This window comes from Prochlorococcus sp. MIT2308, from assembly GCF_059772345.1.
On the sequence record NZ_CM186283.1, the window covers coordinates 589,369 to 612,744 of the forward strand.

The 23,376-nt window shown below is 35.3% G+C and carries 36 protein-coding genes and 1 pseudogene; 16 read left to right on the forward strand and 21 right to left on the reverse strand.

The window, feature by feature from the left end; all coding sequences use genetic code 11:
- Positions 1-80: 80 nt before the first annotated feature.
- From AC6EIW_RS03735 to AC6EIW_RS03745, 3 genes are read right to left on the reverse strand one after another with little or no spacing between them, the layout of a single operon-like run.
- On the reverse strand, positions 81-1,265 hold the full coding sequence (locus tag AC6EIW_RS03735; RefSeq protein ID WP_498521253.1) for an FAD-dependent oxidoreductase: 1,185 nt from the start codon (positions 1,263-1,265) through the stop codon (positions 81-83).
- A 2-nt stretch (positions 1,266-1,267) separates the two neighbouring features.
- Positions 1,268-2,323 (reverse strand): Glu/Leu/Phe/Val dehydrogenase dimerization domain-containing protein, encoded by a 1,056-nt coding sequence (locus AC6EIW_RS03740; RefSeq protein ID WP_498521254.1) that lies wholly within the window; start codon positions 2,321-2,323, stop codon positions 1,268-1,270.
- Between the two features lie 2 nt (positions 2,324-2,325).
- On the reverse strand, positions 2,326-3,375 hold the full coding sequence (locus AC6EIW_RS03745) for a class I SAM-dependent methyltransferase (RefSeq protein ID WP_498521255.1): 1,050 nt from the start codon (positions 3,373-3,375) through the stop codon (positions 2,326-2,328).
- 637 nt (positions 3,376-4,012) lie between these two features.
- Between AC6EIW_RS03745 and AC6EIW_RS03750 the strand changes: the two are divergent.
- A pseudogene (locus AC6EIW_RS03750) lies at positions 4,013-4,246 on the forward strand (putative quinol monooxygenase); the annotation flags it as partial.
- Here the strand turns inward: AC6EIW_RS03750 and AC6EIW_RS03755 are convergent.
- Positions 4,235-4,369 (reverse strand): hypothetical protein, encoded by a 135-nt coding sequence (locus AC6EIW_RS03755; RefSeq protein ID WP_498521256.1) that lies wholly within the window; start codon positions 4,367-4,369, stop codon positions 4,235-4,237. The pseudogene AC6EIW_RS03750 and the gene AC6EIW_RS03755 sit on opposite strands and share 12 nt — an antisense overlap.
- 121 nt (positions 4,370-4,490) lie before the next feature.
- Positions 4,491-4,757, reverse strand: coding sequence for a hypothetical protein (locus AC6EIW_RS03760; protein WP_498521257.1), 267 nt, complete (start codon positions 4,755-4,757; stop codon positions 4,491-4,493).
- Between the two features lie 370 nt (positions 4,758-5,127).
- Here AC6EIW_RS03760 and AC6EIW_RS03765 point away from each other — a divergent pair, with 370 nt between their 5' ends.
- The gene (locus AC6EIW_RS03765) at positions 5,128-5,355 is read left to right on the forward strand and encodes a DCC1-like thiol-disulfide oxidoreductase family protein (protein WP_498521609.1); all 228 of its coding nucleotides are present in this window, start codon (positions 5,128-5,130) and stop codon (positions 5,353-5,355) included.
- Positions 5,356-5,540: 185 nt separating this feature from the next.
- Here AC6EIW_RS03765 and AC6EIW_RS03770 read toward each other — a convergent pair whose 3' ends face one another.
- The 6 genes from AC6EIW_RS03770 to AC6EIW_RS03795 are packed head-to-tail and all read right to left on the reverse strand — an operon-like array spanning position 5,541 to position 6,355.
- Positions 5,541-5,666, reverse strand: a complete 126-nt coding sequence (locus AC6EIW_RS03770) for a high light inducible protein (RefSeq protein WP_498521258.1) — start codon at positions 5,664-5,666, stop codon at positions 5,541-5,543.
- Positions 5,666-5,812, reverse strand: coding sequence for a high light inducible protein (locus AC6EIW_RS03775; RefSeq protein ID WP_498521259.1), 147 nt, complete (start codon positions 5,810-5,812; stop codon positions 5,666-5,668). Before AC6EIW_RS03775 ends, AC6EIW_RS03770 begins: the two co-directional genes overlap by 1 nt.
- Positions 5,812-5,961, reverse strand: a complete 150-nt coding sequence (locus tag AC6EIW_RS03780; RefSeq protein ID WP_498520989.1) for a high light inducible protein — start codon at positions 5,959-5,961, stop codon at positions 5,812-5,814. Before AC6EIW_RS03780 ends, AC6EIW_RS03775 begins: the two co-directional genes overlap by 1 nt.
- Positions 5,961-6,107, reverse strand: coding sequence for a high light inducible protein (locus AC6EIW_RS03785; protein WP_498520990.1), 147 nt, complete (start codon positions 6,105-6,107; stop codon positions 5,961-5,963). Before AC6EIW_RS03785 ends, AC6EIW_RS03780 begins: the two co-directional genes overlap by 1 nt.
- Positions 6,107-6,226 (reverse strand): high light inducible protein, encoded by a 120-nt coding sequence (locus AC6EIW_RS03790; RefSeq protein WP_011294968.1) that lies wholly within the window; start codon positions 6,224-6,226, stop codon positions 6,107-6,109. Before AC6EIW_RS03790 ends, AC6EIW_RS03785 begins: the two co-directional genes overlap by 1 nt.
- Before the next feature lie 21 nt (positions 6,227-6,247).
- Positions 6,248-6,355 (reverse strand): high light inducible protein, encoded by a 108-nt coding sequence (locus tag AC6EIW_RS03795; RefSeq protein ID WP_011125327.1) that lies wholly within the window; start codon positions 6,353-6,355, stop codon positions 6,248-6,250.
- 518 nt (positions 6,356-6,873) lie between these two features.
- Here AC6EIW_RS03795 and AC6EIW_RS03800 point away from each other — a divergent pair.
- The 4 genes from AC6EIW_RS03800 (at position 6,874) to AC6EIW_RS03815 (ending at position 8,769) form a co-directional block, all read left to right on the forward strand.
- Positions 6,874-7,116 (forward strand): hypothetical protein, encoded by a 243-nt coding sequence (locus AC6EIW_RS03800; RefSeq protein WP_498521260.1) that lies wholly within the window; start codon positions 6,874-6,876, stop codon positions 7,114-7,116.
- A gap of 669 nt (positions 7,117-7,785) precedes the next feature.
- Positions 7,786-7,983, forward strand: a complete 198-nt coding sequence (locus AC6EIW_RS03805; RefSeq protein WP_498521261.1) for a hypothetical protein — start codon at positions 7,786-7,788, stop codon at positions 7,981-7,983.
- 20 nt (positions 7,984-8,003) lie between these two features.
- A complete protein-coding gene (locus tag AC6EIW_RS03810; protein ID WP_498521262.1) occupies positions 8,004-8,534 on the forward strand; it encodes a PAP/fibrillin family protein in 531 nt (176 codons plus the stop codon).
- A 94-nt stretch (positions 8,535-8,628) separates the two neighbouring features.
- Positions 8,629-8,769 carry a hypothetical protein gene (locus AC6EIW_RS03815; RefSeq protein ID WP_269610789.1) on the forward strand — a complete coding sequence of 47 codons (141 nt, stop codon included), beginning with the start codon at positions 8,629-8,631 and terminating at the stop codon, positions 8,767-8,769.
- Between the two features lie 346 nt (positions 8,770-9,115).
- Here the strand turns inward: AC6EIW_RS03815 and AC6EIW_RS03820 are convergent, their stop codons facing one another.
- A complete protein-coding gene (locus AC6EIW_RS03820; RefSeq protein WP_498521263.1) occupies positions 9,116-9,322 on the reverse strand; it encodes a hypothetical protein in 207 nt (68 codons plus the stop codon).
- Between the two features lie 209 nt (positions 9,323-9,531).
- Here AC6EIW_RS03820 and AC6EIW_RS03825 point away from each other — a divergent pair, with 209 nt between their 5' ends.
- The gene (locus tag AC6EIW_RS03825; protein ID WP_498521264.1) at positions 9,532-9,693 is read left to right on the forward strand and encodes a hypothetical protein; all 162 of its coding nucleotides are present in this window, start codon (positions 9,532-9,534) and stop codon (positions 9,691-9,693) included.
- A 596-nt stretch (positions 9,694-10,289) separates the two neighbouring features.
- Here the strand turns inward: AC6EIW_RS03825 and psbZ are convergent.
- The gene (gene psbZ, locus AC6EIW_RS03830; RefSeq protein ID WP_498507674.1) at positions 10,290-10,502 is read right to left on the reverse strand and encodes a photosystem II reaction center protein PsbZ; all 213 of its coding nucleotides are present in this window, start codon (positions 10,500-10,502) and stop codon (positions 10,290-10,292) included.
- A gap of 984 nt (positions 10,503-11,486) precedes the next feature.
- On the opposite strand from psbZ, the gene AC6EIW_RS03835 reads away from it, so the two are divergent.
- The 3 genes from AC6EIW_RS03835 to AC6EIW_RS03845 all read left to right on the forward strand — a co-directional run bounded on the left by AC6EIW_RS03835 (position 11,487) and on the right by AC6EIW_RS03845 (position 12,522).
- Positions 11,487-11,693, forward strand: a complete 207-nt coding sequence (locus AC6EIW_RS03835; protein ID WP_498521265.1) for a hypothetical protein — start codon at positions 11,487-11,489, stop codon at positions 11,691-11,693.
- 229 nt (positions 11,694-11,922) lie between these two features.
- Entirely contained in the window at positions 11,923-12,270 is a 348-nt protein-coding gene (locus AC6EIW_RS03840; protein WP_498521266.1) for a DUF8633 family putative protein, read from the forward strand.
- A gap of 81 nt (positions 12,271-12,351) precedes the next feature.
- Positions 12,352-12,522: a hypothetical protein gene (locus AC6EIW_RS03845; protein ID WP_498521267.1), complete on the forward strand. Its 171-nt coding sequence runs from the start codon at positions 12,352-12,354 to the stop codon at positions 12,520-12,522.
- A 284-nt stretch (positions 12,523-12,806) separates the two neighbouring features.
- Here the strand turns inward: AC6EIW_RS03845 and AC6EIW_RS03850 are convergent, their stop codons facing one another.
- The 3 genes from AC6EIW_RS03850 to AC6EIW_RS03860 form a co-directional block, all read right to left on the reverse strand.
- Positions 12,807-12,950, reverse strand: coding sequence for a Photosystem I reaction center subunit IX (locus AC6EIW_RS03850; RefSeq protein WP_498521268.1), 144 nt, complete (start codon positions 12,948-12,950; stop codon positions 12,807-12,809).
- Between the two features lie 255 nt (positions 12,951-13,205).
- Positions 13,206-13,343 carry a hypothetical protein gene (locus AC6EIW_RS03855; protein WP_498521269.1) on the reverse strand — a complete coding sequence of 46 codons (138 nt, stop codon included), beginning with the start codon at positions 13,341-13,343 and terminating at the stop codon, positions 13,206-13,208.
- 13 nt (positions 13,344-13,356) lie between these two features.
- A complete protein-coding gene (locus AC6EIW_RS03860) occupies positions 13,357-13,638 on the reverse strand; it encodes a hypothetical protein (RefSeq protein WP_498521270.1) in 282 nt (93 codons plus the stop codon).
- Positions 13,639-13,875: 237 nt separating this feature from the next.
- On the opposite strand from AC6EIW_RS03860, the gene arfB reads away from it, so the two are divergent.
- The gene (gene arfB, locus AC6EIW_RS03865) at positions 13,876-14,298 is read left to right on the forward strand and encodes an alternative ribosome rescue aminoacyl-tRNA hydrolase ArfB (RefSeq protein WP_498521271.1); all 423 of its coding nucleotides are present in this window, start codon (positions 13,876-13,878) and stop codon (positions 14,296-14,298) included.
- Positions 14,299-14,312: 14 nt separating this feature from the next.
- Here the strand turns inward: arfB and AC6EIW_RS03870 are convergent, their stop codons facing one another.
- Positions 14,313-14,807 (reverse strand): carbon storage regulator CsrA, encoded by a 495-nt coding sequence (locus AC6EIW_RS03870; RefSeq protein WP_498521272.1) that lies wholly within the window; start codon positions 14,805-14,807, stop codon positions 14,313-14,315.
- Positions 14,808-15,015: 208 nt separating this feature from the next.
- Between AC6EIW_RS03870 and AC6EIW_RS03875 the strand changes: the two genes are divergently transcribed.
- From AC6EIW_RS03875 to AC6EIW_RS03885, 3 genes are all read left to right on the forward strand, one after another.
- The gene (locus AC6EIW_RS03875) at positions 15,016-15,345 is read left to right on the forward strand and encodes a hypothetical protein (RefSeq protein WP_498521273.1); all 330 of its coding nucleotides are present in this window, start codon (positions 15,016-15,018) and stop codon (positions 15,343-15,345) included.
- A 165-nt stretch (positions 15,346-15,510) separates the two neighbouring features.
- Entirely contained in the window at positions 15,511-15,666 is a 156-nt protein-coding gene (locus AC6EIW_RS03880; RefSeq protein ID WP_498521274.1) for a hypothetical protein, read from the forward strand.
- Between the two features lie 137 nt (positions 15,667-15,803).
- Entirely contained in the window at positions 15,804-15,950 is a 147-nt protein-coding gene (locus AC6EIW_RS03885; protein ID WP_498521275.1) for a hypothetical protein, read from the forward strand.
- Positions 15,951-16,579: 629 nt separating this feature from the next.
- Here the strand turns inward: AC6EIW_RS03885 and AC6EIW_RS03890 are convergent.
- Positions 16,580-16,861: a DUF3104 domain-containing protein gene (locus tag AC6EIW_RS03890; protein WP_498521276.1), complete on the reverse strand. Its 282-nt coding sequence runs from the start codon at positions 16,859-16,861 to the stop codon at positions 16,580-16,582.
- 337 nt (positions 16,862-17,198) lie between these two features.
- Between AC6EIW_RS03890 and AC6EIW_RS03895 the strand changes: the two genes are divergently transcribed.
- The gene (locus AC6EIW_RS03895; protein WP_498521277.1) at positions 17,199-18,434 is read left to right on the forward strand and encodes a site-specific integrase; all 1,236 of its coding nucleotides are present in this window, start codon (positions 17,199-17,201) and stop codon (positions 18,432-18,434) included.
- 73 nt (positions 18,435-18,507) lie between these two features.
- Here the strand turns inward: AC6EIW_RS03895 and AC6EIW_RS03900 are convergent, their stop codons facing one another.
- Genes AC6EIW_RS03900 through AC6EIW_RS03910 form a run of 3 tightly spaced genes read right to left on the reverse strand, consistent with a single transcriptional unit; the run spans position 18,508 to position 22,433 of the window.
- On the reverse strand, positions 18,508-19,605 hold the full coding sequence (locus tag AC6EIW_RS03900) for a hypothetical protein (RefSeq protein WP_498521278.1): 1,098 nt from the start codon (positions 19,603-19,605) through the stop codon (positions 18,508-18,510).
- Positions 19,606-21,522, reverse strand: coding sequence for a DEAD/DEAH box helicase family protein (locus AC6EIW_RS03905; protein ID WP_498521279.1), 1,917 nt, complete (start codon positions 21,520-21,522; stop codon positions 19,606-19,608).
- Positions 21,522-22,433 carry a hypothetical protein gene (locus tag AC6EIW_RS03910; protein WP_498521280.1) on the reverse strand — a complete coding sequence of 304 codons (912 nt, stop codon included), beginning with the start codon at positions 22,431-22,433 and terminating at the stop codon, positions 21,522-21,524. The genes AC6EIW_RS03905 and AC6EIW_RS03910 overlap by 1 nt, the downstream gene beginning before the upstream one ends.
- 198 nt (positions 22,434-22,631) lie before the next feature.
- Between AC6EIW_RS03910 and AC6EIW_RS03915 the strand changes: the two genes are divergently transcribed.
- On the forward strand, positions 22,632-23,375 hold the full coding sequence (locus tag AC6EIW_RS03915) for a hypothetical protein (protein ID WP_498521281.1): 744 nt from the start codon (positions 22,632-22,634) through the stop codon (positions 23,373-23,375).
- Position 23,376: the final 1 nt, after the last annotated feature.

Genomic DNA, 23,376 nt, shown 5'->3' on the forward strand with positions numbered 1-23,376 from the left:
TTGAATAACAAAAATATGGCGTTGTTTTGATGATGATTCATTTGTTTAATCAGGAAAAACTCAAGGTAAAATATATTGATTTAATTGATCGTTGAGCGGTCTTTCCCCCAACAACTAATGTCGGCTAAGGGAGGATTTTTGATTGCTAAATTCGCAAGCGATTCACCTATGAGTGGAGCAAACTTGTAAGCCTGTCCAGAACCACCGCTAAAAATACAAATATTCTCAGATAGGCGGTCAAGAATAAAATTTACATCTTTAGTCATAGAATATGGACTCATAAATTTGTCAAAACGTTTCTTTATACCCTTTATATTCTCATAAATGAAGTCGTCCAGAAAATTAATGAGTTTATCAGGTGGTATTGATGGAAATGAGTCAGAATTATTCAAAATTAATTCTGGTAATGTCCAATCCAATCCGACTTTTATTAAAGGAGCACCGCTAGGAGTATAACTTAATACTGGAAATCCATAATAAAGACCACCGTCAACACCTCTAGACTTCTGAAAACAAAACCACTGAGGATAATCTGCAGCATATTTCTCTTCAACTACGTAATGTCCCCATAGCATAGGCCATATTTTGTAATTGAGAGAATAACCAATAGATTCTAATAGTTTATTAGTCCACATGCCAGCTGTAATTATAATTTGATCACATCTTATTGATCTATCTTTAATATTAACCAAAACTCTCTTTGAATCTATGGATTCAACTTTAATATTTTCAACTATTTGATGACCATTATTTAAGGCATTTTTCACCCAGAAATCAATTGCATCTTCACAATTAATTGAACCTGCCATGGGTTCAAATAGTCCTGTAAAGTTTTCTTTTGCTTTCAGAGGAAATCTATTATTTATTTTCTGATGGTCTAATTCTTCAAAAGGTATATTTTGCTCTTCCATTACTTTTTTTGCTCCTGGGATTGATCCTTCAATTGTTTCTTCATCCCAGCTTTCACCATAAAATAGTAGTCCATGATGAGTCTGTAATTTTTTACCTGAGAGAGATTCATCCTCTCTCCACAATCTGTTCGAGTGCTTTGACAATTGACATAGTTGCGAATCAGAATACATTTCTCTAAACATTCTAGATCGACCGTAGCTACTAGATTTTTTATGACTAATAGTATTAGCTTCTATAACCAGAACGTCTTCTATTCCGATTTTTGCTAACGCGGAGGCACAGCTCAAGCCAGCCATGCCGGCACCAATAATTATGATTTGATATTTATCTTTAATAGACATGGTTTCTCTCATTTTCACCTCTCAGAAAAACTTAAGCCAATAGGTTGACTCGATTTCGTTTCTATTATTTTTTCAATGATGTTCTCAACAGATAGACCTTTTTCCATAAGGTTCAAAAAAATTGAGGTGTGGTCGAACACGCATCCTCTTACAAACTTGTATATTTCACTAGGATCAGAGTCATTCCATGAGTCTGGATCAAACAATTCAATAGAATCTGCGATAACAGCACCAGCATTGACTATTGGATCTGGAATCACGACAATATTTTTTTTCCTCAAAATATCTATATTTGAAGGATTTGAAAAAGGTGCATTTGCTGCAGGAATTACTGCACGAGCTCCAAGCGACTTTACGATGTTTTCAGTAAGTAAGCCAGATATTGAACAGGGGATTAAAACGTCAAAATTCTCATTCCACCATTCTGAAGATGCATCTAAAGCTAATGCTCCATCAATATGGCTTTTAAATGGATCTATATCAACAGTCAAAACCTTCCATGACATTTTGATCAATAATTCAGCAACAACTCGCCCAACAGCACCACAGCCATGAACTAAAGCTGTTTTCTGTTTTCTCTTCAGAGGTTTTAAACTTTTTTGGTATGCATCTAATGCACCAATAACACCGTATGCAGTTGCTGTACTAGCGTCAACATCACTTCCAACAGCAGCCAAAACATGAGGGGTTAGTTGTTGAAGTTGCTCCATATCATTAATGGTCGTATTTAAATCACACCCTGTAATCATTTTTCCATCAAGAGACTCAAGTAATTCAGCAGTAATTGTTATTAATTTTCGTTTTATTGATAGGGGATTATTTGCTCTTGCAACAACTTTGCCTCCAGAAAAACCAGTCGAGTAGATATCGTGTTTATATTTCATAAGATTCGCCAACCTTAATCCGTCATTAATGCATTCCTCATCAGATGGATAACATAACAACCTCAGACCACCATTTGCTGGTTTGTTTTCTTGAATTTTTTCACCAACAATAAAAACTGATAAATCATCTGATTTATGCTCAGCAAGAATACATAATTCTTTACTTGAAGATATCTTATTGACCATGACTATACCTTCTCTATGATTAGATGATGCTCTACATAATCAAGACTCCAATTCTCAGGATTTTTATGAATTCTTTCTTTAAGTCTTTGATATAAAAGATCAACAGGATTTAAATCAGAAATATTTGTTTTTTTTATTGCAGATTTAAAGCTATGCATACTCCAACTTCGTATTGTCTCCATTAGTTGTGTCGAAAATAATTCATCATCTTTGTTTTTTAGCCATCTATCTCTATATGGACAATCAATATAGACAGTTCTCTCTTTTACCAACCTTAATCCAGATTTATACACACGTGACTCTTTGTTTATCAAAGGCGTAATAAATTCATCTGGTGATTTATAAAAATTCTGAACAGTACCTGCTTCGTATTCTTGAGAATCAATTATTTTTTCTTCCAAAAGTTCATACCATATTTCATGTATTTGATCGTGAACATTTAATGTTTTACCACCATTATTCCCAAGGTAATTATTATTTGAATCTCTTGATAAATTAACAGCCAAAAATTTTCCACCTTTAATTATTTCATTACTTCTTTGCATCAAAATTAATTCCCAGTCTGCTAATGCCTGGTCACGGAATTTTTCGAAATTTTCATTATCACTACTTGCTTGAATATGAGTGTGATTTTTTAATTCCAAATGTCGACTAAGCCAATGCATCGCTGTAGCTGAGAAACCAAAACTAATACTGCCTGAGGCCGATAATTGATCGTAAAAGCTTCTAGCACAAAGGTATGTATTGATACTTTTATCAATTTCATATTGATAATTTAAAGAATTTACTAATGCTTGATTATCATTTGTGGGAAGATCATTCCCAATAAGAGTCAATTCCGATCTAGGAAATAAAATCTTAGCTTTTGAAAGGAGCGCACTCCAGAAATTCCTAGCAGTTCCTCCATCTGCAGCACCGTAATCAATAAAAACATGTTGGTCTATCCCTGGAAGGGAGGAAACGCAATCAAGCGCCCAGTCTTTGGCAGCTTCAATACACAACATAGCCCCCTCTGTCTGCTCGCTATAACCCGCAGCCATGGATATGGACATAAAATATAAAGAAAATATAAAGAAAATATAGTGAAACTTTTTTACGGGTGTGAGTCTTTGGCTTGTAAGCACCTTTGAAGCTGAATTAAAGAATTCTTGTATAGCTCTCTTAGCCCCCCCACTAGCCCTTATCTATAGGGGCTTTTAATATAAAAATTTGTTTTTCACAGGAGAACTTCAAAGTGATTTTTGAAAGGGTATTTGATAAAAATGATTAATCTGGCTGGTCTTATTTGATATGAGCCAAAAAACGCAGACAAGTTGGAAAGCCCTACTTCAACCGAACTTCAGTCTTTAGGAGCTAACTTTTACCCTTAACGTCTCTAGACCGAGTAACTGGGCTCAAGGCTGTGTTGCTTTGAGCTCTAGAAAGAGAAGGGGACAGTCGCCGAAATCCTGTCCCTTAGCTCTACATCTAAAAAAAAGTAGGTCTGCACTTTTTTAGTAAGAGAAGAGGTGGAATGTTCAACCTTTTCCCTTCAAAACTTCCTCACACAATTTTTATTTAACCCTCCGCTGCGAGGGTTTTCTTATTTAGTGAGACTTAAAATATGTTTTCCTGATACAACGACTCAAGAAGAAATATGTAAAGCTTGATTCAATTGAATTAAATTAATCTAATAAAGACAAATACTCCATTATCATTATTGCTCGTATCCAAGTTAAACCAGACAAAGTTCAGGAATATCTTTTACTTGCCGCCAAAACTGATACAGGAGTTGACTCCTTAGAGCCAGAGATGTTGCACCATACTTTCGATCAAGATCCTGAGAATCCACTACGTTTTGTTTGGTCTGAAGTTTAAAAAAATGATGAAGCATTTATTGCTCATATAGCTAATCCAGCAGTAGGCGAATATTTACAAGAGCATCCAAGCAACAAAGGGTTCCTCAAGATCAATTACAACGTCTACCGCAATCTGCATGGCAATAAGAATTAAATCCATTAACTCTAATCGACTCAACAGATCTTTAGGGCAAAAGCAACTCGTCATCGAGTTGCTGCAACGATATGATCTGCTTTGCTAAGCATTGAGAAAGGCCCCCTCCCCCGTTGTTCGAGGAAAGAGGCCAAGGAAGAAATCATTGCTTTAAAGAACGCTCTAACGATACTTATCAAGCAGTGACTTTCTCTTTCTCCTTCTTGGCTGGAGCAAGAGCTTTGATCTCTTCTTGTAGTTCGTGCTCACGCTCATCAAGAACTTTGACTCTAGCTTGATAACTCTCCTCTAGTCTCTTACGAGAAGCCTCGATATTATCAAGTTCTTCTTGTCGTTGATTACGCTTGATTTCTTCTAGCTGACTATCAGAAACGACATAAACTGTTCTCATAGGAGAGAAGAAAGAGTCAGCGAATACTGCATCAAATAAAGAGGAATACATTACATTCATCTCAAAGGACATATCTACTTTGACTCGACTATATTGAATTGAAAATGTTGTAAACCGAAAAATCATATACGGCCTCTACGACCAAGATCGGTTGCTAATACTTATGTTTCGTAGAAACCGATAAATGCTAAAGAAATACAATCATTTTCTTTTTGCATTTAATCAAGTAGAAAAATAGATATTTCCAAAAAGTTTATACACCAGATTCTTGAACCCCAGTTGTCGCATTAATTAGATAAGTTGTGTTGTAGAATCTCTGATTTAAATTTGACTAAAGCGAAGCTTACGTTACCTGTTAATGTTGGTTGCCCTCTTTGCTTAAGAGAGGTCAAATTCCTAAGCTCTAGAGATACAAATAAATATTAGCTTTGTAGATATTGATTCATCAGATTATGAGCCAGATCTTTATTCAGGAATAAGTTACAAAGATGCAATGGGTAGAATTCATGCAATTAATGAATCAGTTGAAATTCTTAGAGATGTCACTGTTTTCAGAGAAGCATATCAATTAGTTGGACTGGGGTGGATATACGCTCGAACAATATGGCCAGTATTAGGTCAAATGATAAATCAATTTTATAAAGTATGATCAGAATGACTTCTACTTCTGACTAAACGTCCATATCTAGAGCAACTTTGTAAAAAAAAGAATTTTGCAAAAGGAATTAGACGAATATCGACAGTTCCTCATGGGGATCAGTTTAAAAAACATAAAAAAGGCTACTTTCCATAATTACAGATAAGGAGCCTTTATTTTGATTTTAAAAATCTGATTTAGACAATTCCTGGAATGATCCAGCCTGTTATTCCGTAATTAATGACAGCTGCAAAGAAACCCATCATCGCAAGGCGACCATTCATTTGCTCTGCAGTTTTCCAGTAGTTCGTTTCTTTACTCATTACACAAATCCTGGAATGATTTGACCGGTAGTTAGGTATGCGCCAATAAGAGCTAAACAGCCAACAGAAGCAGCTAGACCATTGAGTCGTTCAGCAAACACTTTGCCTTCTTCGACTCTTGATGTTTCAGTGGTTTGATTCTTCATTACACAAAACCTGGAATAATTTGACCGGTTGTTGCATAGGCACCGACTAGAGCAATGCATCCAAATAATGCTGCATAGCCGTTAAGTCTTTCAGCAGTTACTTTTTCAGGATCAATTTTCCTACTGTTGCTATCGTTTCGAGTAGTCATTAAACGATACCAGGGATAATTTGACCAGTTGTAAGATAAGCACCGATGAGTGCCCAGCATCCAACAAATGCTGCGTAGCCGTTGAGTCTTTCAGCAATTACTTTGCCTTCTTCGACCCTTGGAGTTTCAACAGTTGAATTTTTCACTAAACGACACCTGGGATAAGTTGGCCTGTTGTTAGGTAGATACCTGTTAATAGAACGAATGCCATCATGGCTGGTCTGCCGATGCTTCTTTCTAGGATTGTTTTGTTAGATGGTTGCATTGTTATGAATGTGTTATTGGGTTAGAAAATACCAGGAATGATTTGACCTGTTGTTGCGTATGCACCGAAGGCTGCAACGAAGCCAAGCATTGCTGCCCAACCGTTAAACTTTTCCGCTTCTGGAGTCATGAATTGAATTGCGTTGTTGTGAATAAATGTAAAATATCAATTTTCTAAATGGAAGATATGCCCGGGTACGGCTTCTTCTAATCCTTAATAGCTTTAAACTTCAAACACCAACTACATCAACTAATTAGAGAGATATTGATCCAATGATTAGATCTATTGATAACCCTCATAAGTATAAATAGCCCGAACTGGTTAGCCCTACTTCAACCGTCCTACTTCTAATGAGAGCTTCCTATACAATTGTTGTATTTTTTTGAATCATCCAGACCAAGCCCTTAGACATGCTTGCAATCAAGAAAACCACTGTTGCAAAATTAATCGTTCTCTGGAATCTTCCTGCACTTCTATTATTAGCTGTTGCTTCTGAAGTCGATTCAACAGTATTTTCTTAATCAACAATGATATCAACGAACAATATTAAAAACAACAAAAGATTCGGGAAGGTGATTGCCTACGGCATAGCTGCTAAATTATCAATCTTTTCTGTATTTCTTATTTATATGATGAGGGGTTAAATCATGAAAATACAAGAAAAAATAAAAGCCGCTGAAGAGGGGATTAAAGAATTAAAGCCAAATACCGACGACTGTGAAGAAAACAATGATTGCTTTATTCAATTTCAAAAGCTTGATATTGCAAAAACCGAACTTAAGCTTAATTACAAAAATAGGCAGGAGCAAATAACACTACTAACCCAATCTCTTACTTCTTCATCACGAATGGACAGATGGATTTCGAGTATTAAAGCAATATTTAAATAATTTCAAAATATCTAGTTAATGATTTTTACCAATTGACTATACTAATACAATTTACTTATATTGTGATGGCTTCTGAGCTAGCAAATTTATAAAACAATGAAAATATTGTTTAACTTTGCTCTGCCGTAGAAATTTGAAAAATCGAAGCAGATCTGACTATCAAAAGGATTCCAAACAATAATACGAGATAAGGAGTAAACACAGTGACAGAACATCAATTGCATTAGGCAGATTTGATGATCAAATATTGTAGTGCAACTACTACTTTTATTAGGGGTTTCTACACGTCTAGAGGAGCATGTAAATGCTTTAGAACTTTAGTGTTCTACAGGAGAATTTATGAAATTGTTTACTCCTTTCAGCATTCCAAAACCAGAGATGAATGAGCTTTGCCGAATTCAAAAAGCAGCAAAGAAAAAAACAATCAGACATTTTAGCTAACACAATGAAATCACCAAGTTTCTACCTTTCATTTTTTAGTCGTAGACCACTAGAAATGAGTTTATTTTTTATTTATTGCGGAGCTCTAGCTTGTTTCGTTACCTCAATTGGTCACTACTAATAAAATCCAATGAACTCCTCTAATGATTTATTTCAAAAACCACTGGCGATGACTTTCGCTTTTGTTGTTTGCACTTTTTTAGCTGACTCTCTGATTGGTAGCTTTGTATGAAAATTCCAACTATCAGCTTAAAAAGAATTCTTGAAGTAACTATGAATAATGCATCAAAGAGAATAATGGAACTTGATGGGCTTGATAAAAAAGCTCTAAAAGAAGAGTACAAAGAATGGATTCAAGCAAGTGAGGGTAGTAAAGATCAGCCACACGTTCTTTATACCAACCAGATAAATATTGAACAACTGTAGGTTTTAATCAAATAATAATCATGAATGCAATTACAAAATTGATAGATGTTCTTGAACATACCCCTAAATCAAATCAGATCGCAAAGCTCATAAAACTAGCTGAAAGAGAGACCTCTGTAGACATAACAAGGCACATTGATCTGCTCACAGGTGTATGGGAACTCAAATGGAGTACTTCTAATTCTCCTTTTTTAAATTATTCACCGCTATTAGATAACTTACAGATACTTGAGCCAAAGAGAAATAGAGGACTGAATTTATTAAGGCCCAAAGGTTTCGCAGGAAAGCTATTTTCTACTAATATTCTTGCGAGCTTAGAAATTGTTGATCAGAAACGTATAAACGTTAGGTTTAAAAAAGCAGGAATAACAGGTCCAAAGTTTCTAGGTAAAAAGATTAGTTTCTTATCAGAAATAAAAAAGACTCAAAAAGGTTGGCTAGATACAACTGTATTATCTCCCGACTTACGTATATGCAAAGGTTACAAGGGTACAACTTTTGCTTTGTTAAAAAGAAATGATTTATCACTTAGTGAGTTTTTTAATCCTTAGCCTTTGTCGTATTAAGCGTAAAAAATTGTCGTACAAGCCTCAATCAGTAAGTATGCAGATGCAATAGAACATAATAGTCACCTTTAATATCATTATGACTTCAATTCCTACTTATGATTTTCCTTCATTCTCGCCAATCCTAGTTGTAGGTTTTTTAGGGATCGCTGTATCTCTTTACACACTTTATACAGTCAACAAGGCTTATTACAACTCACCTTTTCGAAGTGAAGCATGACTTATTTCCACAGAATCACTCTGGAAGAAGTATTAGAGGAAGACCTATTCTTTGATTACAATGAGTATTCTAGTATTCTAGAAGACTCTGATTGGTAAAAAAATAATCGACTACGTTCATATTTTTTTATTGAAAAAATAACTAGAAAAATTGTTAAAAGCTGAATATTTTTAGATATCTTATCGACTTGTAATTGGTTATAAATAGTCACTATCTATTGTAGTAGTCAAAAACTATGTCATTAGATATTGCTTTCAAAGATTTCGATTAAAAAAATATATAGCTACATCCAGCGTTAAAACTAGTATTTAATAAATGGTTCTAATAAAAAAAGTCCTACTTACAATTAAGCTCTTGGATGTAAATCAGGGTACCTTGTCGTTTCATCTTTAACTCTGTTTGGATTTTCACGATCAGAGTTTCTAGCTGCATTAAAAATTATTAGGAATGGAATAGCTATTGCAAAGAAATAAAAATGCAATAAAAGAAGGTCCCAAGGAACTCCTGAATTTCCATAATCGGGAAAAAACAAGGCAGTCAATAACAGGTTCATATGAAGGAACACTTTATTTATAAAGACTAAAAGAATTCTGAACAATTCGTGGGATATTTTGCTTATTAATCCTACAGAATTGAGAAGGCATTGAATAATTATAAAACCAGACTTACTAGTCAAACAGAATTAATACTCATTTATTTTCTATTAATAGACAAATGCTACTGAGCGTGTCCAATATGTACATGCATATCCTTACTTCGACTATGGATTCTCACAATGAAACTCATAAATATGCTTTCGATCTAGTAAAGGCTTCAAGAAAAATGCCAATTGATCGTGCAGAAAAGCAACCTCACATTCAAGAAATAAGAAAGGACTGTCTACAAAAATCTTTGAGACTAAGAACTAATAAACAGTTTAGATAGAGAGGCTTAAATTTAAAATTTGTTCTAAACTAAGTTTTTAAAAAATAATATTTTGGATTATTATTTAAGTCTCTCCACAGGCACGCCATTACATATAAAAAAGCAGCAGAAGCAATTAGAAAAAATATAGAAGTCATATTAATCCCAAGCTCCCAGCAGTAAAACCAACTGCACAGAAAAAATAAATTCAACTAAATCTCTACTTGCTGTTGGAATTAAATTTAGTGCGGCGTTAATACGTTGAGCCATTTTACCTTGTATTCATATAGTTTTAATTTAGAAGAAAAAACTTAAGGGCGTACCTACTTAAATGTAGGGTTTACGGGTATTAGTTAGACTTATAAGATGGATTCTTTAAGTTTCAAAGAATTGCCATATTTAATTAGATAGCAAAAAGGTTATGCATAAATTTGACCTAGCTAAGATTACTTAGGTAATGAAATTGATATGGAAGAGTGCTAGCGATACTAAACACGATCAAGAACATTCCTGTTTTATCTAAACGCTTCATTTCTATTTTTTTTTATATTTTAAAATTTAAAAATAAGAACTGTGATGTTCTAGGAAACTATTTTTTGTATAAATTGATTGTGAAGTTAACCAGCAAAACCTTGAACGATTCCTCCTGCCAATCCATTCAGTAATACCAATACGAACCACACACCGCCAAGAGCTTCTATTTTCCTTATGTTTGAATTTCTATTATCCTCCGGACTATCTTGAGTCATGTAAAAGACTGGAACACCTACAACAAGAAGTAAAGATGAGAACAAAAGTGCATTAGCGAGAATGCCTGCAAGGATGGACATTTGTCAATCATATAAAGGTTATTTGGGAAGCCGAAGTAATTTTATTTCTAGCACGAAGAATAACCCAATGAAAACCATACGGGATGAACACATAATCACACTTATGATATGGATACTAAATTTGATGAGTTTTGATTTAATGATTTTTAAATAACTACTAAATCTATCCCACCAACCCAAAATAAAAACTAGATAGAGCTCAACAACTATTTTCTTATTTTATTTCAAAATTTACTCCGTTGCAGTTTAAGCCGCTGCACTGAAGCTTGAACAAGAGAGATAAAACGAAATGATGAAATCCTGGGATAGCTTTATATAAACAAATAAAGAATATCAACATGGACACCATAGTCATTGATAGATATTGCATCCAATGGATCCCAATAGCATCTAAACCATCGTTATTAAACTCTTTTAGTTCCATTGTTTTTTTATCTGACCCTAACCCAAGGGCAATTAAACAGTGGCTTTGGTTAGGCGTAATTTTAAATAAAGCTTATTTAGTGGATCTTTCAAAGCAAGCATTTTTCCATAAAATTCTTCACAATGCTGAATAAAAGGCTTGAAGGGATTCATATCCATTGCTAAGTCCTATGCGATTACTGAAGTTCCGATTTCAAAAGCACCTGCCAAAAGAAGTAAAGCTGGAAGATTCCAAAGAACCAGAACTTTTATAGCAGTTGATTTATAAGTTGCAGTAGTCATGTTTAATTAGAGGCTGAATGGTTTTTCAGTAGTACAATCACTTGGATTTCTTTCACTTTTAAAGATATAGAAACAAGCCGTGAAGCCGTTGTTCGGTCTAGGTAGGGCTAACCAGTTCGGGTGGTGAGGGAATAATTACTGAGGACTATCTAAGAAACCGTACTTGAAGTTCATTTCACTTGTTTTGCAAGGCTAGCTAAGTTAAAATTTTCTCTCTCCATCTTTTTGGGGTGCATGAAATGAAGGTATGGAAGGGGATTTCAAGTAATCGTAAAGAGCATGAACGGTTTAGTTCTAACTAAAAAGCGAATCAAAAAAACAGAGAAGCTTCATGCTGCTCAACTTGCAACCTTTAAAAAAGGAGTATTTACTTCTTACAAACCTTCTGTTTTTGAGGATAGACAAAAGAAACTAGCGAAGAAGTCGCAGCGATCAATCCTTAATTCAGAATCCATTGCTGATAGTTCAAAGCAAGGGGGCAATTAGCTCCCTTTTTTTATTGCTTTCTTTGTGTGCTTGCTCTGAACGGACCCATAACGATCGAAAGGTCTGCAGATCAATTATTGATTCATTAATAAGCCCTAATCATTTGATATAAAAAGGATTTGGCTCGAGACGAAGTTAAAGAGCCTTATTTTTTAGGCATTAAGACTCATTGATATTCTGTAGCCGTTGATACAAAAATAAGCATCCTTCTAGAAATGGAGCATTTGCGATGCCCCTTAGTAAACCATTCCACATAACACCTCAGGGTGGATCAATTCTTTGCTTAGAGGGCTTGACTGGAAGAATTTTTAGAGCGTGTTCTGTGAATCAATGCACTTATACAGGTAATCTTCACAGCGCAAAATCGTTTTTAGACTTTATCGAAAACAAAACTGATAAACTTCTTCCTTCTGGAAAAAAGAACGAAAAGATCCCATCGCAACGTAAAACAACTCTTAAATGGAATGAAGACGGAAGTCTATCTTCTATTGATATGGCAAGAATATTGAATCGTCTTGAAAAAACACATTTGACCGAATGTGATCTTTCTTGCGAATGGGGAACTTCGAATTTGTAGGTAATTAACCTCTCTTTCTCAATTAATCAATTAAAAGAATTTTAGTAGTAACTTCTAGTCATCATCATTGAGGTGCAAGTTATGTCCGTCAGAGACCCTTTCCCAACACGTTTCATTGTCGTAGGCAAGGAGGCGATAGCTCGAATTTATACTGCATGTTCAATAGGCAATGATGGCTTGCGATGCATCTTTCATACCGTTGAAACGAACCTACAAAGGAGGCGTTATGAAGATTTCCCAGAAGCTCGTTAAAAATCTGAAAAAAAATAAAGTGAGATTAAAAGCAAGTTTACTTTTATACAAGGTATTGATCTTAGAATTTTTTGGTAGAAATATCTGAGAACTAACTTTTGTACGAAAACTATGTCTCTTTTGATAAAGGATAGTTATTAGTCATTTTTCTATTACTTAACTTGGTATTCGTGTCTGTGTATAAGATTAGATGCTTTCGCCTTAAGCTATGACGCCTGAATAAGCAATGGCTGTGAATATTGTTATCTTTGAAATCAAAAAGAATTGTATACGCTTATTCACTTTTAGGACATTGGATGGAATAAAAGATCTGGAAATAGGTAATTAAAAACAATGATGTTGGTAGCTGTGATCGACATAAAAATTGTTGCGACAACTGGGGCTGATCTAAACCATTTAGTTCGAAATATTTTAAAAAATGATTTCATGATCTTTTAAACAATTACAGATGAACCAACTTGAAATGCACCAGCAAGTAAAAGTAATGCGGGCAAATTCCAAAGAATCAAAACTTTCAAAGCAGTAGATTTATAACTTGCAGCAGTCATTTCTGAGTAGTGGAGTGAATGTTTTTGAGTGAAACGAAAATCAGAATCACTAATACAATTGAATTTAAAAGCTGCCTTCTTTTTCTGTGATTAGATCGGGGTAGGGCTAACCGTGGAATAAATTTTTCTTATGAATCAAAATGTTCCTTGGAACTCAGGAAAAGTCATCCCATCTCCATCATTGTCATCATCGTCAAAACCAGAGATTAAAACCCATATACCACCAAGAGCGAGCAAACCTGCTGCACAAATTACAATTACTTGGCTTGTCATTTTTAGTTTTTGTTTAATAGGTGTTTAAGTCAAATTTTGATTCAATAGACTTAACTGGAATTGGATTATTCGCTGGTGACTCATCTCCTGAGGAAGCTTTAAAAATGACTCCAGTCCCAGCTAACAATAAAACTGTGAACATGATTGCGTGATATGCCGTAAACATTTCAATATTTTGAGTTTCTAAAAATCTAATGTGTTGAGATATGGTAATGATGTAGTAAAAGGCGAATGTTTTGGGAGTGTTTCTCCTACTACTGCTAGGCGTTGGTCTATTGATTAGTAACGAGCGCACAGATCAAACAAAATCCCAACAATAAACTCATCTAGTCCGAACCAAGATTTCTTCTTTGGTTGTGCTGGTAGAGCTTTAGGGACTATTGGAACTAAAGAAAGTGTCAACGAATTATCTTCATTATCTCGACATCTAATAAAGGAATCTCACAGGCAAATGGCTCATAAGCAAATATCACATCAATACCAAAACCTGTCAAAATAAAAAAGGTTGAAAGCCGATTGCTATCGGAACAAAATGAATTTAACAGTTAATTCTAAGCTTGAAATACCGGTTAACGAAATACAGTGGAGATTCTCTAGATCATCAGGAGCAGGTGGACAGAACGTCAATAAGACAGACAGTCGCGTTGAAATTGTATTTAACGTATTTGAATCAAAAACTTTAACTCCTTACCAGAAACATAGAATCTCAATTCAGACTGAAATTAAACTCATCAATGGTTGTATTTATATAGCTGTTCAGGATAAGAGAACTCAATATCAGAACAGACAATTGGCTTTAAGTAGACTTGCGTCAATCTTACGAGAGCTCTTAAAGCCACCTTCAAAGAGGAGAAGGGAGACAAAACCAACACGTTCATCTCAAAGGAAGAGGGTTGAATCAAAGAAGAAACGAGGTGAATTAAAGAAGAGCAGACAATCAAAAATAGATTATTGAATGTGTCATCTTATTTAATCAAAAAGTCGATTAAATTCTTTTTTTATCGTTTTATATTGCTGATTGAAATCATTCATTAAATCGTTTATATCATTTCTTAAAATTATTCCATATTCATCATAAAAGTCTTCAACTTTTTCTTTACTAGATTCATAAACGATTGACTCAAATGTCCCTGGTCTAAACTTCTCGATCCAATATCCTGATAAACAATAAATTTTAGTAGGAACGAAACTGACCAATACAGATTCATCAGAAGTTTTATATTGATCAATTACTTTCTTTGTTAAATCACCTCTAGAATTATCCATTCCGACCGATGCTAATGCTTTTGAGATAATCTGAATTTCACCAGAAACATTCTTTCTAGTTTCCAGAGAACTTCTAACAAGTATCTTTTCAAGTGAAAAGCAGTAATCAAAAAGTTGTGTATTTTCTTTCTCTGTAGGGTAGATAGAACCAATTAAACCAATCAAGAAAAAAGAAGGTACTAATAATTTTTTAAACATGAATCGAAGATTGATTATAAATATTTTTTGTTGAGGTCTACATCAATTATATAGGTTGTCGTTATTGCATAAGTTAGAAGAATTTCTCACTTGTCAGAGGTTTACGCCGCCTCAGGACACCATCCAATTTTTTTTCTCTAGTCGATCTAGCTTTCTAAGGCATTTAATTGGGATTTCCAGTTATCATATTTTCTAAGCAATATTTGCGATGGCTGAAATAAGTCCTACTAGCATTGAGTTCTTTGAAAGCTTTCAAGCACAGCTTGAAGGTCAACTAGATCACAAGAGAGAAACAGATATTTCTAGTGCAATTAAAAGTTCAATACTTCGACTATTAATTTTATTTGATGCTGAAAATATCAAGAGTAATACTGATGGGTTTGAAGAGGAAGAACTAAAAGAAGAATTAGAGGAAGATATCGATATCCTAAAAAGCCTCCAAGATGCAAAAGGTTTTAAGAATGGATTAAAGATCAACTTGGATACCAATCAGAATTATCACCTGAAGATTCAGACTTGGCTTCAACTTTCTTCATAGGAGAAAGTGAGAGCAGCGAATATAAAACTACAGAAGAATTTTTAGCCGATTTGGATCATGAGAGAGCAAGCAAAATAATCAAAAATTGCTTTGAGAACGCTATGAACTCCTGAGGATAAAACGAACAACCTTACAACTCTTCATCCTCATACTTAACAAACTCACATGTCATATACCTTTGAACATACAAACAAACAAGATGAAGCCAAAGAAATAACAATTCTTGATAGGGATGAATTTTTAAAACTTAGTGATGAAGAAAAAGTTGACTATCAACTTGGCCCAATTATTCCTGATAAAAATGAAGAGGATGTCATATAGGCTACATTACAAGTTCAGTCATTTATTTATGACCTAATCAATGAAGAAGATTTATTTAACGGAATACCAGGAATGCTCGATGAGTTCATAGAAAAAATTACAGAGAGGTATGGAACGAGGCCAGCGAAAAATCAAAAATGGATAGGGAAGATTTTTTTTGGGAATTCATTGATCAAGAAGGAGACGAAGCACTTAATGGGATTGACTTACACATAATCAATAGGGTCTATAAGAGTGATTTTTGGTATTCACTTCTAATTAATGCATGCAAGACAAAATTATGAACCGCTTCTTAGTACTCGACCTAAATTTCAGTGATCTTTTTCCAACTACTGCTAGGCGGTGGTCAATGGCTTAAAATTTAGAGTTTCACCAGGTAGGAAATAAACCAAGCGGCAAAAATAACTTTTCCCAAAATGATATATGGAACAAACTTAAAAGCCTTCTTTTCGAATGCTGCTTTATCAAATGCTGGTTTATCAGTTGAAGTCATATAAAAAAGAAAACCCTCTTAGTGGAGGGTTAACTAAAACTGTGTGAGGAAATTTTTGAAGGGAAAAGAGTGAACATTCCACCCCTTCAGGTTCTCAAAAAAAAGTGCAGACCAAATGAACTTTTTTGAGTTAGCGAAGAGAGGACAGGATTTCGACGACTGTCCCCTGATCTAGCTTGATGATGCTTCCGTATCACGCCATCAACTTGTAACTAATCTAGGGAGAAGTTTTCCAGAACTGATGTTCGGTTGGGGTAGTGCTTCCCTACTCCCATCAAATAAAAAGAAGGATTAGACCAAAGGTGTAAGAAAGGAGGCTTTATGAAACTCTTTACTCCCTTCACCAACCCCAAAAAAGACAACTGCGATCTTTGCAGAATTAAAAGGAATAATCAGAAGAGGGGCAAATAGCCTCTCTTTTTACAGCTGCTTGATTTCCTCGTAAAGCGAAGAAGGCTTTTTGATTGTTGTCCTATATTCGCAAACTATTTCAGTAACTTCTTCCCCATGAATCCAACGGATTTCGCCGGAATCTACGTTGGCAATTTGAAAGAGTGAGGGTGCATCAGGATCACGAGAGCCGCCAACAAAAGTAAGAACTTTTCCAATTTGGTCCTTTTCATATAGAACAGCGTCCCCAGGTCTGACTTTTAAAAATAAAGGTTCATCCATAAGTTCATTCTGTCCAAATCCATCAAGCAAGGGAAGTATCCTTTTAGACCAAATTTCTAAGTCTGTTAGTTAAGTCAAGTAGTTTCAAACAGTATTTGCCTAGGAAATAAAGCTATCAATAGTGAGTAAAGACTAAGAAGATCCCGCTGAGATCCCAGCCTCATTTCCCCATTAAAAAAGACAGGCTGGGAAACCTGTCTATGACTGATCGGGGCGACAGGATTCGAACCTGCGACCTAGTGCTCCCAAAACACTTTCTTACCCCTTTGAGACACTTGGTCAACAGCCATACCAATTGATATGACAGGGTCTGTCTTTTTCTGTCTAGTCCAATTATGCTGTATTTGTTGGCTCTTTGTTGGCTCTTTTGAGTAAAGATTGGGAACCGATTGCAAGAAAACAAATCAAAGGACTGAGTCCTGAAAGTGGTCTGACGACTAATAAATCCAAGCGTGGAATGGTCGAATTGCGTAGAAGAAGACCAGGTCATAAACCAGAATCCGTCATCCTGCCTTTCAAATGGGAAGAAGAAAAATGGGGTGATGCTTATTCAAGAGCAAGAAATATTTTTGTCTTCCTCAAAAAAGGTCACTCGCTCAAAGCCGCAGCTGAAATGGCTGCGGGGAAAGCACCAAGGAAACCAAAAGATTGGAGGAATATCCTAGAGAGCTTTAAAGATCAAAAGATTAATTTTGGAACTGCCATCAGTGAAGCAACATTCATCAAGCAATATCAACCACCGTGCCAAATGGTGGTTGAAGTGATGAGCCAAAAAAATCCACCAAACAATCCAAGAGATCTCATCGATATTTGCGTCAAAGATTGGAAGCCTGAAAGTGTCTCTAGAAAACAAAGAACAAGAGCCATCAAACAATTCTTAGATCATGCAGTCAATCGAGAAGGCATTGCCGACGTATGGACACCTCCAACTGATTTAAAGCAACACATTGGCAAAGCCAAGCCAAAAGATATTGTCAATCAAAAAGCTGCAGCATTTGAAAGTGATGTCCAAATATTAGATTTCCTAGAAACATTGCCGACTGATAGTCCCTATCAAAAAGATTCAGAGGCAGCGACGAATTGGTTTAATTGTTTTTGCCTAATGGCAGAACTTGGTCTTAGACCAATTGAAGTGAATTATTTGCAAGTATTATTTGACCCTATTACTAAAGAGCACTACTGGCATTGCACATATATTAAAAAAGCTGGTAATGGAGCAACCGAACCAAGACGTATCGAACCACTACCTTTGATTAATCGAGAGGGAAAGGAAGTTCAATGGAATCTTCTTGAAAGATTTAGAAGTAATCTTTTACCCTTACCCGAAAAGGTTGATGGTGAAACGGCAGGGACATATTTAAAACGCCGACAGAGTTGGAAAGATTTAAAAGAAGTCATGAGAAAAACACAGGGAGCCAATATCACCTGTTATTCATTTCGGCATTATTACGCTCTTCGTTGCCATCTCAAGTTGATTGACTCTGGAAGTGCCTCACTAAGTATGGGACATTCAATCGAGGCTCACCATAGAAACTATCCTTACTCTAAAAAATCAACGACAACAAATGCTTTTAAGAAAGCAAGAGAGAGATCATTAAGATAAAAAATTAAGCTATGAGACATTTGAATTTCTTTTAAAGTTCTATTTCTTTTCTGTTTTATTTCAAGGGAGTTATCTAATAAGAATTACCTTCCTCGTACTTAAGAAATAGCTCTCCTTTATAACCAAGTTTTATCATTCTCTCAGTCCAAGCCACTTCATTTAGAGGAGAATAATTATCCTTTTTGATAGCTGAATTTTCTGTCCCATCCAAAGGTTGAAGATTCCTCCAGTTAAAACAAACAGTTTGTTGCTCTTTTATTAACAAATCAAAACTGGCACAAGGTCTTATATGGTCAATATGCCATACGAGGCCATGATTTTTCCATGTCATATTTTTTGTAAATTGAGACTCAATATGTTCTTTTACTTCTTTGAAAGAGCATCCCACTAATTTTTGTGTGGTTTTATCTTTTGTTACACCCTGTTGTTTTAGTGCAAGTAAAATCCTTCGCTGCAAGTTTTTCCTTGTTTTATAAGCTGGATCTATTTTGTGTCTTCTGATTAATCTTTCAGTATGTTCTTTAACCACTCTATCTCGGTTGGAAGCATAGAATTTTTTATAACTATCTTTTAATTTTTTTTTACCCTTATCCGTCTGAGCCCAACGTCTTCTTGTTTCTTGAGCTTTTTGTTTTTGTCTAGGATCAGCCCATCGTTTCTTGGCAGCTTCAGCTGAATATCTTTTCCCCTCTGGAGTCTCTCTTCTTTTGGCTACATCAATACGTCGGCATTCTCGACAACTACTATTACTGGTAGATCTAAGATCAACATGGCCTTTAGGGCATGGAATACCAGAAAAATAACTTGATTCATTTCGTTCAATTGCCTCTTGCTTTGTAGAAGGAAGTTCAAACCATTCATCAGGAACTTTACCTAAATATTTTTGTCTTTCCTTATTATTAAATTCTCTACGTTCAATCTCTCTCTTTTTAGAATTTTTCTTTGTTATTTGTGCTCTTTCATGTTTTACACATTCCAAGCAAGCATAAACTGATTTTCTAGAATCCCTCTCGTTATGAAAAAGATGTGAAGCCTCAACTACTCTTTCTTTTCCGCAATCACAAAGGCATTTCCAAAAAACACCACCATTTTTACTCTTTCGATCGGAAAGCTCGATGACTACTAGTTTTCCAAATCGTTGACTAATAAGATTTATAGGGATACCAGCCATTTAAATCACCTCCTGATCTTTTAAAGCTCTCTGCCATTCTTCTATTCCTCCCTTCTCTACAAGTGAAGCAACTTTGACGGCTGGCATTCCTAGACGTGCACCTAAAATCTTGTATTTTGTTATTTCATGATTATTAACCCTTTCTCCATCATAAATTTGTTGGGTATTAATTCCAGTCGCTGACTTACATTCAACAACTGTAAAGCTTGTTCTATCTCCATTTGTGCGATTTGCATTCCTATTATCATCGTTATTATTACCTCTTACAGTCTGAGAAAGAGCTCTTTCCTCCATCAATGTCTCTGCATAAAGTTTGATATTTACGCTTTCAGGTGAAAGATTTCCTTCCTCATCCTCAACAAGCTCCATACCATCGTCGTATTGAAAGAAATGAGCAGTTTGTAGATCCCAATCTAATTCTGTCTCTGTTCTTAGAATCCTTCCAATAATTTGAGTCCAACGTAATGATGCTTGTATTGACGTTAAATAAACAGCAACTCTTAAGTGCTTAATATCAACACCTTCACTGATTTTACCAACAGCTATAATCCATTTTTTCCTATCAGCTGTTTTATTTACTCTAAACGCCTTGATGGCTCTGTTATCGTTCCCATTATCTGAATGAACAACAACTGCTTCCTCACCAGTCCAGTGTTTTAAAGCCTTTGCTACGGAATTGGCGTGATCTATTCCATCACAAATAATTAAACCACCAGCCCATTTATGTGCACGTCTACATTCTTTTAATTGATCATTAGCCGCTATTAATTGCTCTCTTACATAATCAGTTCCAAAAGGATGTCGATCAGTTCCACATTCAATACAAGCTAATCTTCTCTTGGATTTAATAGACTTTCTAAGTCTTCTATTATCAACAATACGATGTCCCTCATCATCGAACTCACAGGGATAAAGCTCATCAATATTGTCACTTAAGCGATGAGTGAAATCTCTTGTAGATATATCACCATCATTATTTTGAATAATAGTAAATTCAACATTTCCATCCCATGGATGAATAACAACATCACGAACGACGCGGTCACCAAGGGCACAATAGGATCTGTTCCAGACAGATAATCCATAGCCATATGAATAAGCATGAGGAGGTGATAAGTCTATTTTATTTTGGCGATACCTTACCCAAGGAAGTCTTTGATTGTCACTACGAAAAGGCGTTCCACTTGTCATCAATCTTGCGACGGAACTAGAGAAAGCGAGTTGAAATGCCTCTCCCCAATTTCTTCGTTCTCCTAAGTGATGACATTCATCACTTATAACCAATGTTTTTTTCTCACAACACATCAGACGAAGTCTCTCAGCATTGACCATCATTTGTGAGTCAGAGTCAACATGACCTATTTGGGCATAGGTTGTAACTAATCCATCAAACTTAAAATCATCTAATTTCTTTTGGTTTAAAAATAAACCAACTTGCCTCGCATCATCTTCCATTTGCCCCCTTAAGAAGGTACTTGGAACACAAATAATTACTCGTTCAATAAAGCCATGAGTAATAAGTAAGCGGGCTATCAAAGTAGAAACCAACGTTTTTCCAGATCCTGGAAAAGCATGTAGCATAAATGCTTGGATCTCTGCTGGAGGCAAATTTATTTGCTGAATCATTGATTTATAACATCTATTTATTGCTTCATCTTGCCAAGCTCTCAATGAAAATCCTGGGGGGATATGATTCGAGCAATCAACATGCATTTGTGAGGATTTTTTTAAATTGCAAGTACTACAAAGTGCCTGCCCATTACTCAATTCCGTTTTACCTCCAAGACTGAAGGGAATGATATGGTCTGCATGAAATTCTCCAAGTGAAATATCCTTACCACAGTCTTGGCATTTACCTTCAGACTTCATGAAAAGCTGTAGACGTTGAGAATCGTTAAAAAATCTAGCGTTTGTCATTACTGCACCTCCTTGAGAATTTCATATGCGATGAGAGCAGCTGATTCTTTACCGACAGTCATCAGAATCTTCTTCGCAACATCTTTTGGAATACCGCGAAGACTAATACCAGATTTGATCCTGCTGGTATAAACCAATCCAGCCTCTCGTTTCGCTTCAGCAACAGTTGTTAATCCTCTAAGTAGACGATTTAGTGCTTTATCAACTCTTTCAGTTGTTGTGTTTCTTGATTTACAAAGTAAAGGGCTTTTCTTCAATTTGGTAAGACAACGAATCAAGCAAGATCTACTGTCCTTGGGAAGATACGTTCTATTATTCCTACCACCTGAATTATTATTTAAATCATCATTAGAGTCATTAAAAGTATTGTCTAAAGAATCATTATTTTGAACGCTAATAAGATCATCAAGACGATTCTTTGCTTTTGTCCATGCAGGATCAATCTCTTGAAGTTTTTCTAATAATCTTTGCCAACCAATCATATTGGCATCTCCAAATTTATAGTCGTCACATAATTCTTTTAGTGTTGAAGGCTCCTCAGTTCCTATTAACTCAAGTAAAATAGTTACTGCCTCACTTGCATCTTTTGCATTTGGCTGATAACCAGCGATAATTCTCATCAACTGATCAAGCTCAACATCAAGCTCAACGCGTAGCCATTCAATCGCACTCTTATATTCAAGGACTTTTCTTTTACTTTTGACTGAGGGCATATAGGCGACTTTTTCCCATGCTTTCTGCTTAATACAATCAGCAAAGGCAATAGAAAGCTCCGTAGGATTTCTGGCAATAAGCTGCTCTTTTAAGGCCTGAGTACTCAAGGTCTTTATTTGAGTTTCTGTAGGTAAAGAAGCCAACCATTCCTCTGCTTCTAATAGTGCGGATTGTTCGTGCTGAGTAGTCACAGGCATCACCAAAAATTATTTATGTGAGCTTTTCTATCGCTCACGAATTAATTATTTAGGAATTAATCAATTAAATATCTTTTTTCGTGCGAAAGACCAAAAAAGCAGTCTCTGACTTAAAAATTTGGTTATTCGCATGAAAAAAAAAACTGTATAAAAAGATTCCTTATATCTTCGAGTTACTGAATTCCGTTACAAGATCTGATGCGAACCCTTTCTATAAGCGATAGTCATAGAACAATTAATGATTCTTGGAAAAAAATGTCCAATGAACTAAATACAACAATACTGAATAACAACAAAGCTCTATTCGATTACTGGCATAAAGAAGTAAGGCTTAAGAATCTAAAAACCATCTCAGCTGAGGGGCATGTAACAACACCAGAGTTAAGACACGAATGTACAAACTATGATGAACTTTGCAGAAGACCAGGCGTAATAGAACTCGATGATGCACAAAAGAATCGTGTCATCACAATTATTAAATATGAATGTACAGCTAAAGTTTTACAAAGACGGGCAGGAATTTTAGGAAAGCGAGCACAAGAGTTAGAAGAACGTTTCTCAGAGCAAAAAGTTTATAAAAATAAGCTCGAGAAATTCATACGGATACTTCAACAAAAACTCTTTAGGAAAGATGATCTAATTAAAAGTCTAGAAGCAAAAATAAAAGTTCTTGAGACAAAGGTCGAAGCCCTTGAAACAGGTCAAGAGCTAGCGATAATAAAGCAAAACTTTGCTGAAGAAAAAGCTCGACGAGAAAGATTAGCTACAAACAATAAAAAAATGGGAGGTCGCCTCTCATGGGCTAAGCGATGGAAAAACCAAAGAGATCAATATCTTCTTGAACTAGAGCAAACTAAAGCTATAGTTGCTGAGCTCCAACAAGAATTGGTAAAATATAAAAAACAAAAAGACAACCAAATAGAACAAAAAGATTATAAATAGA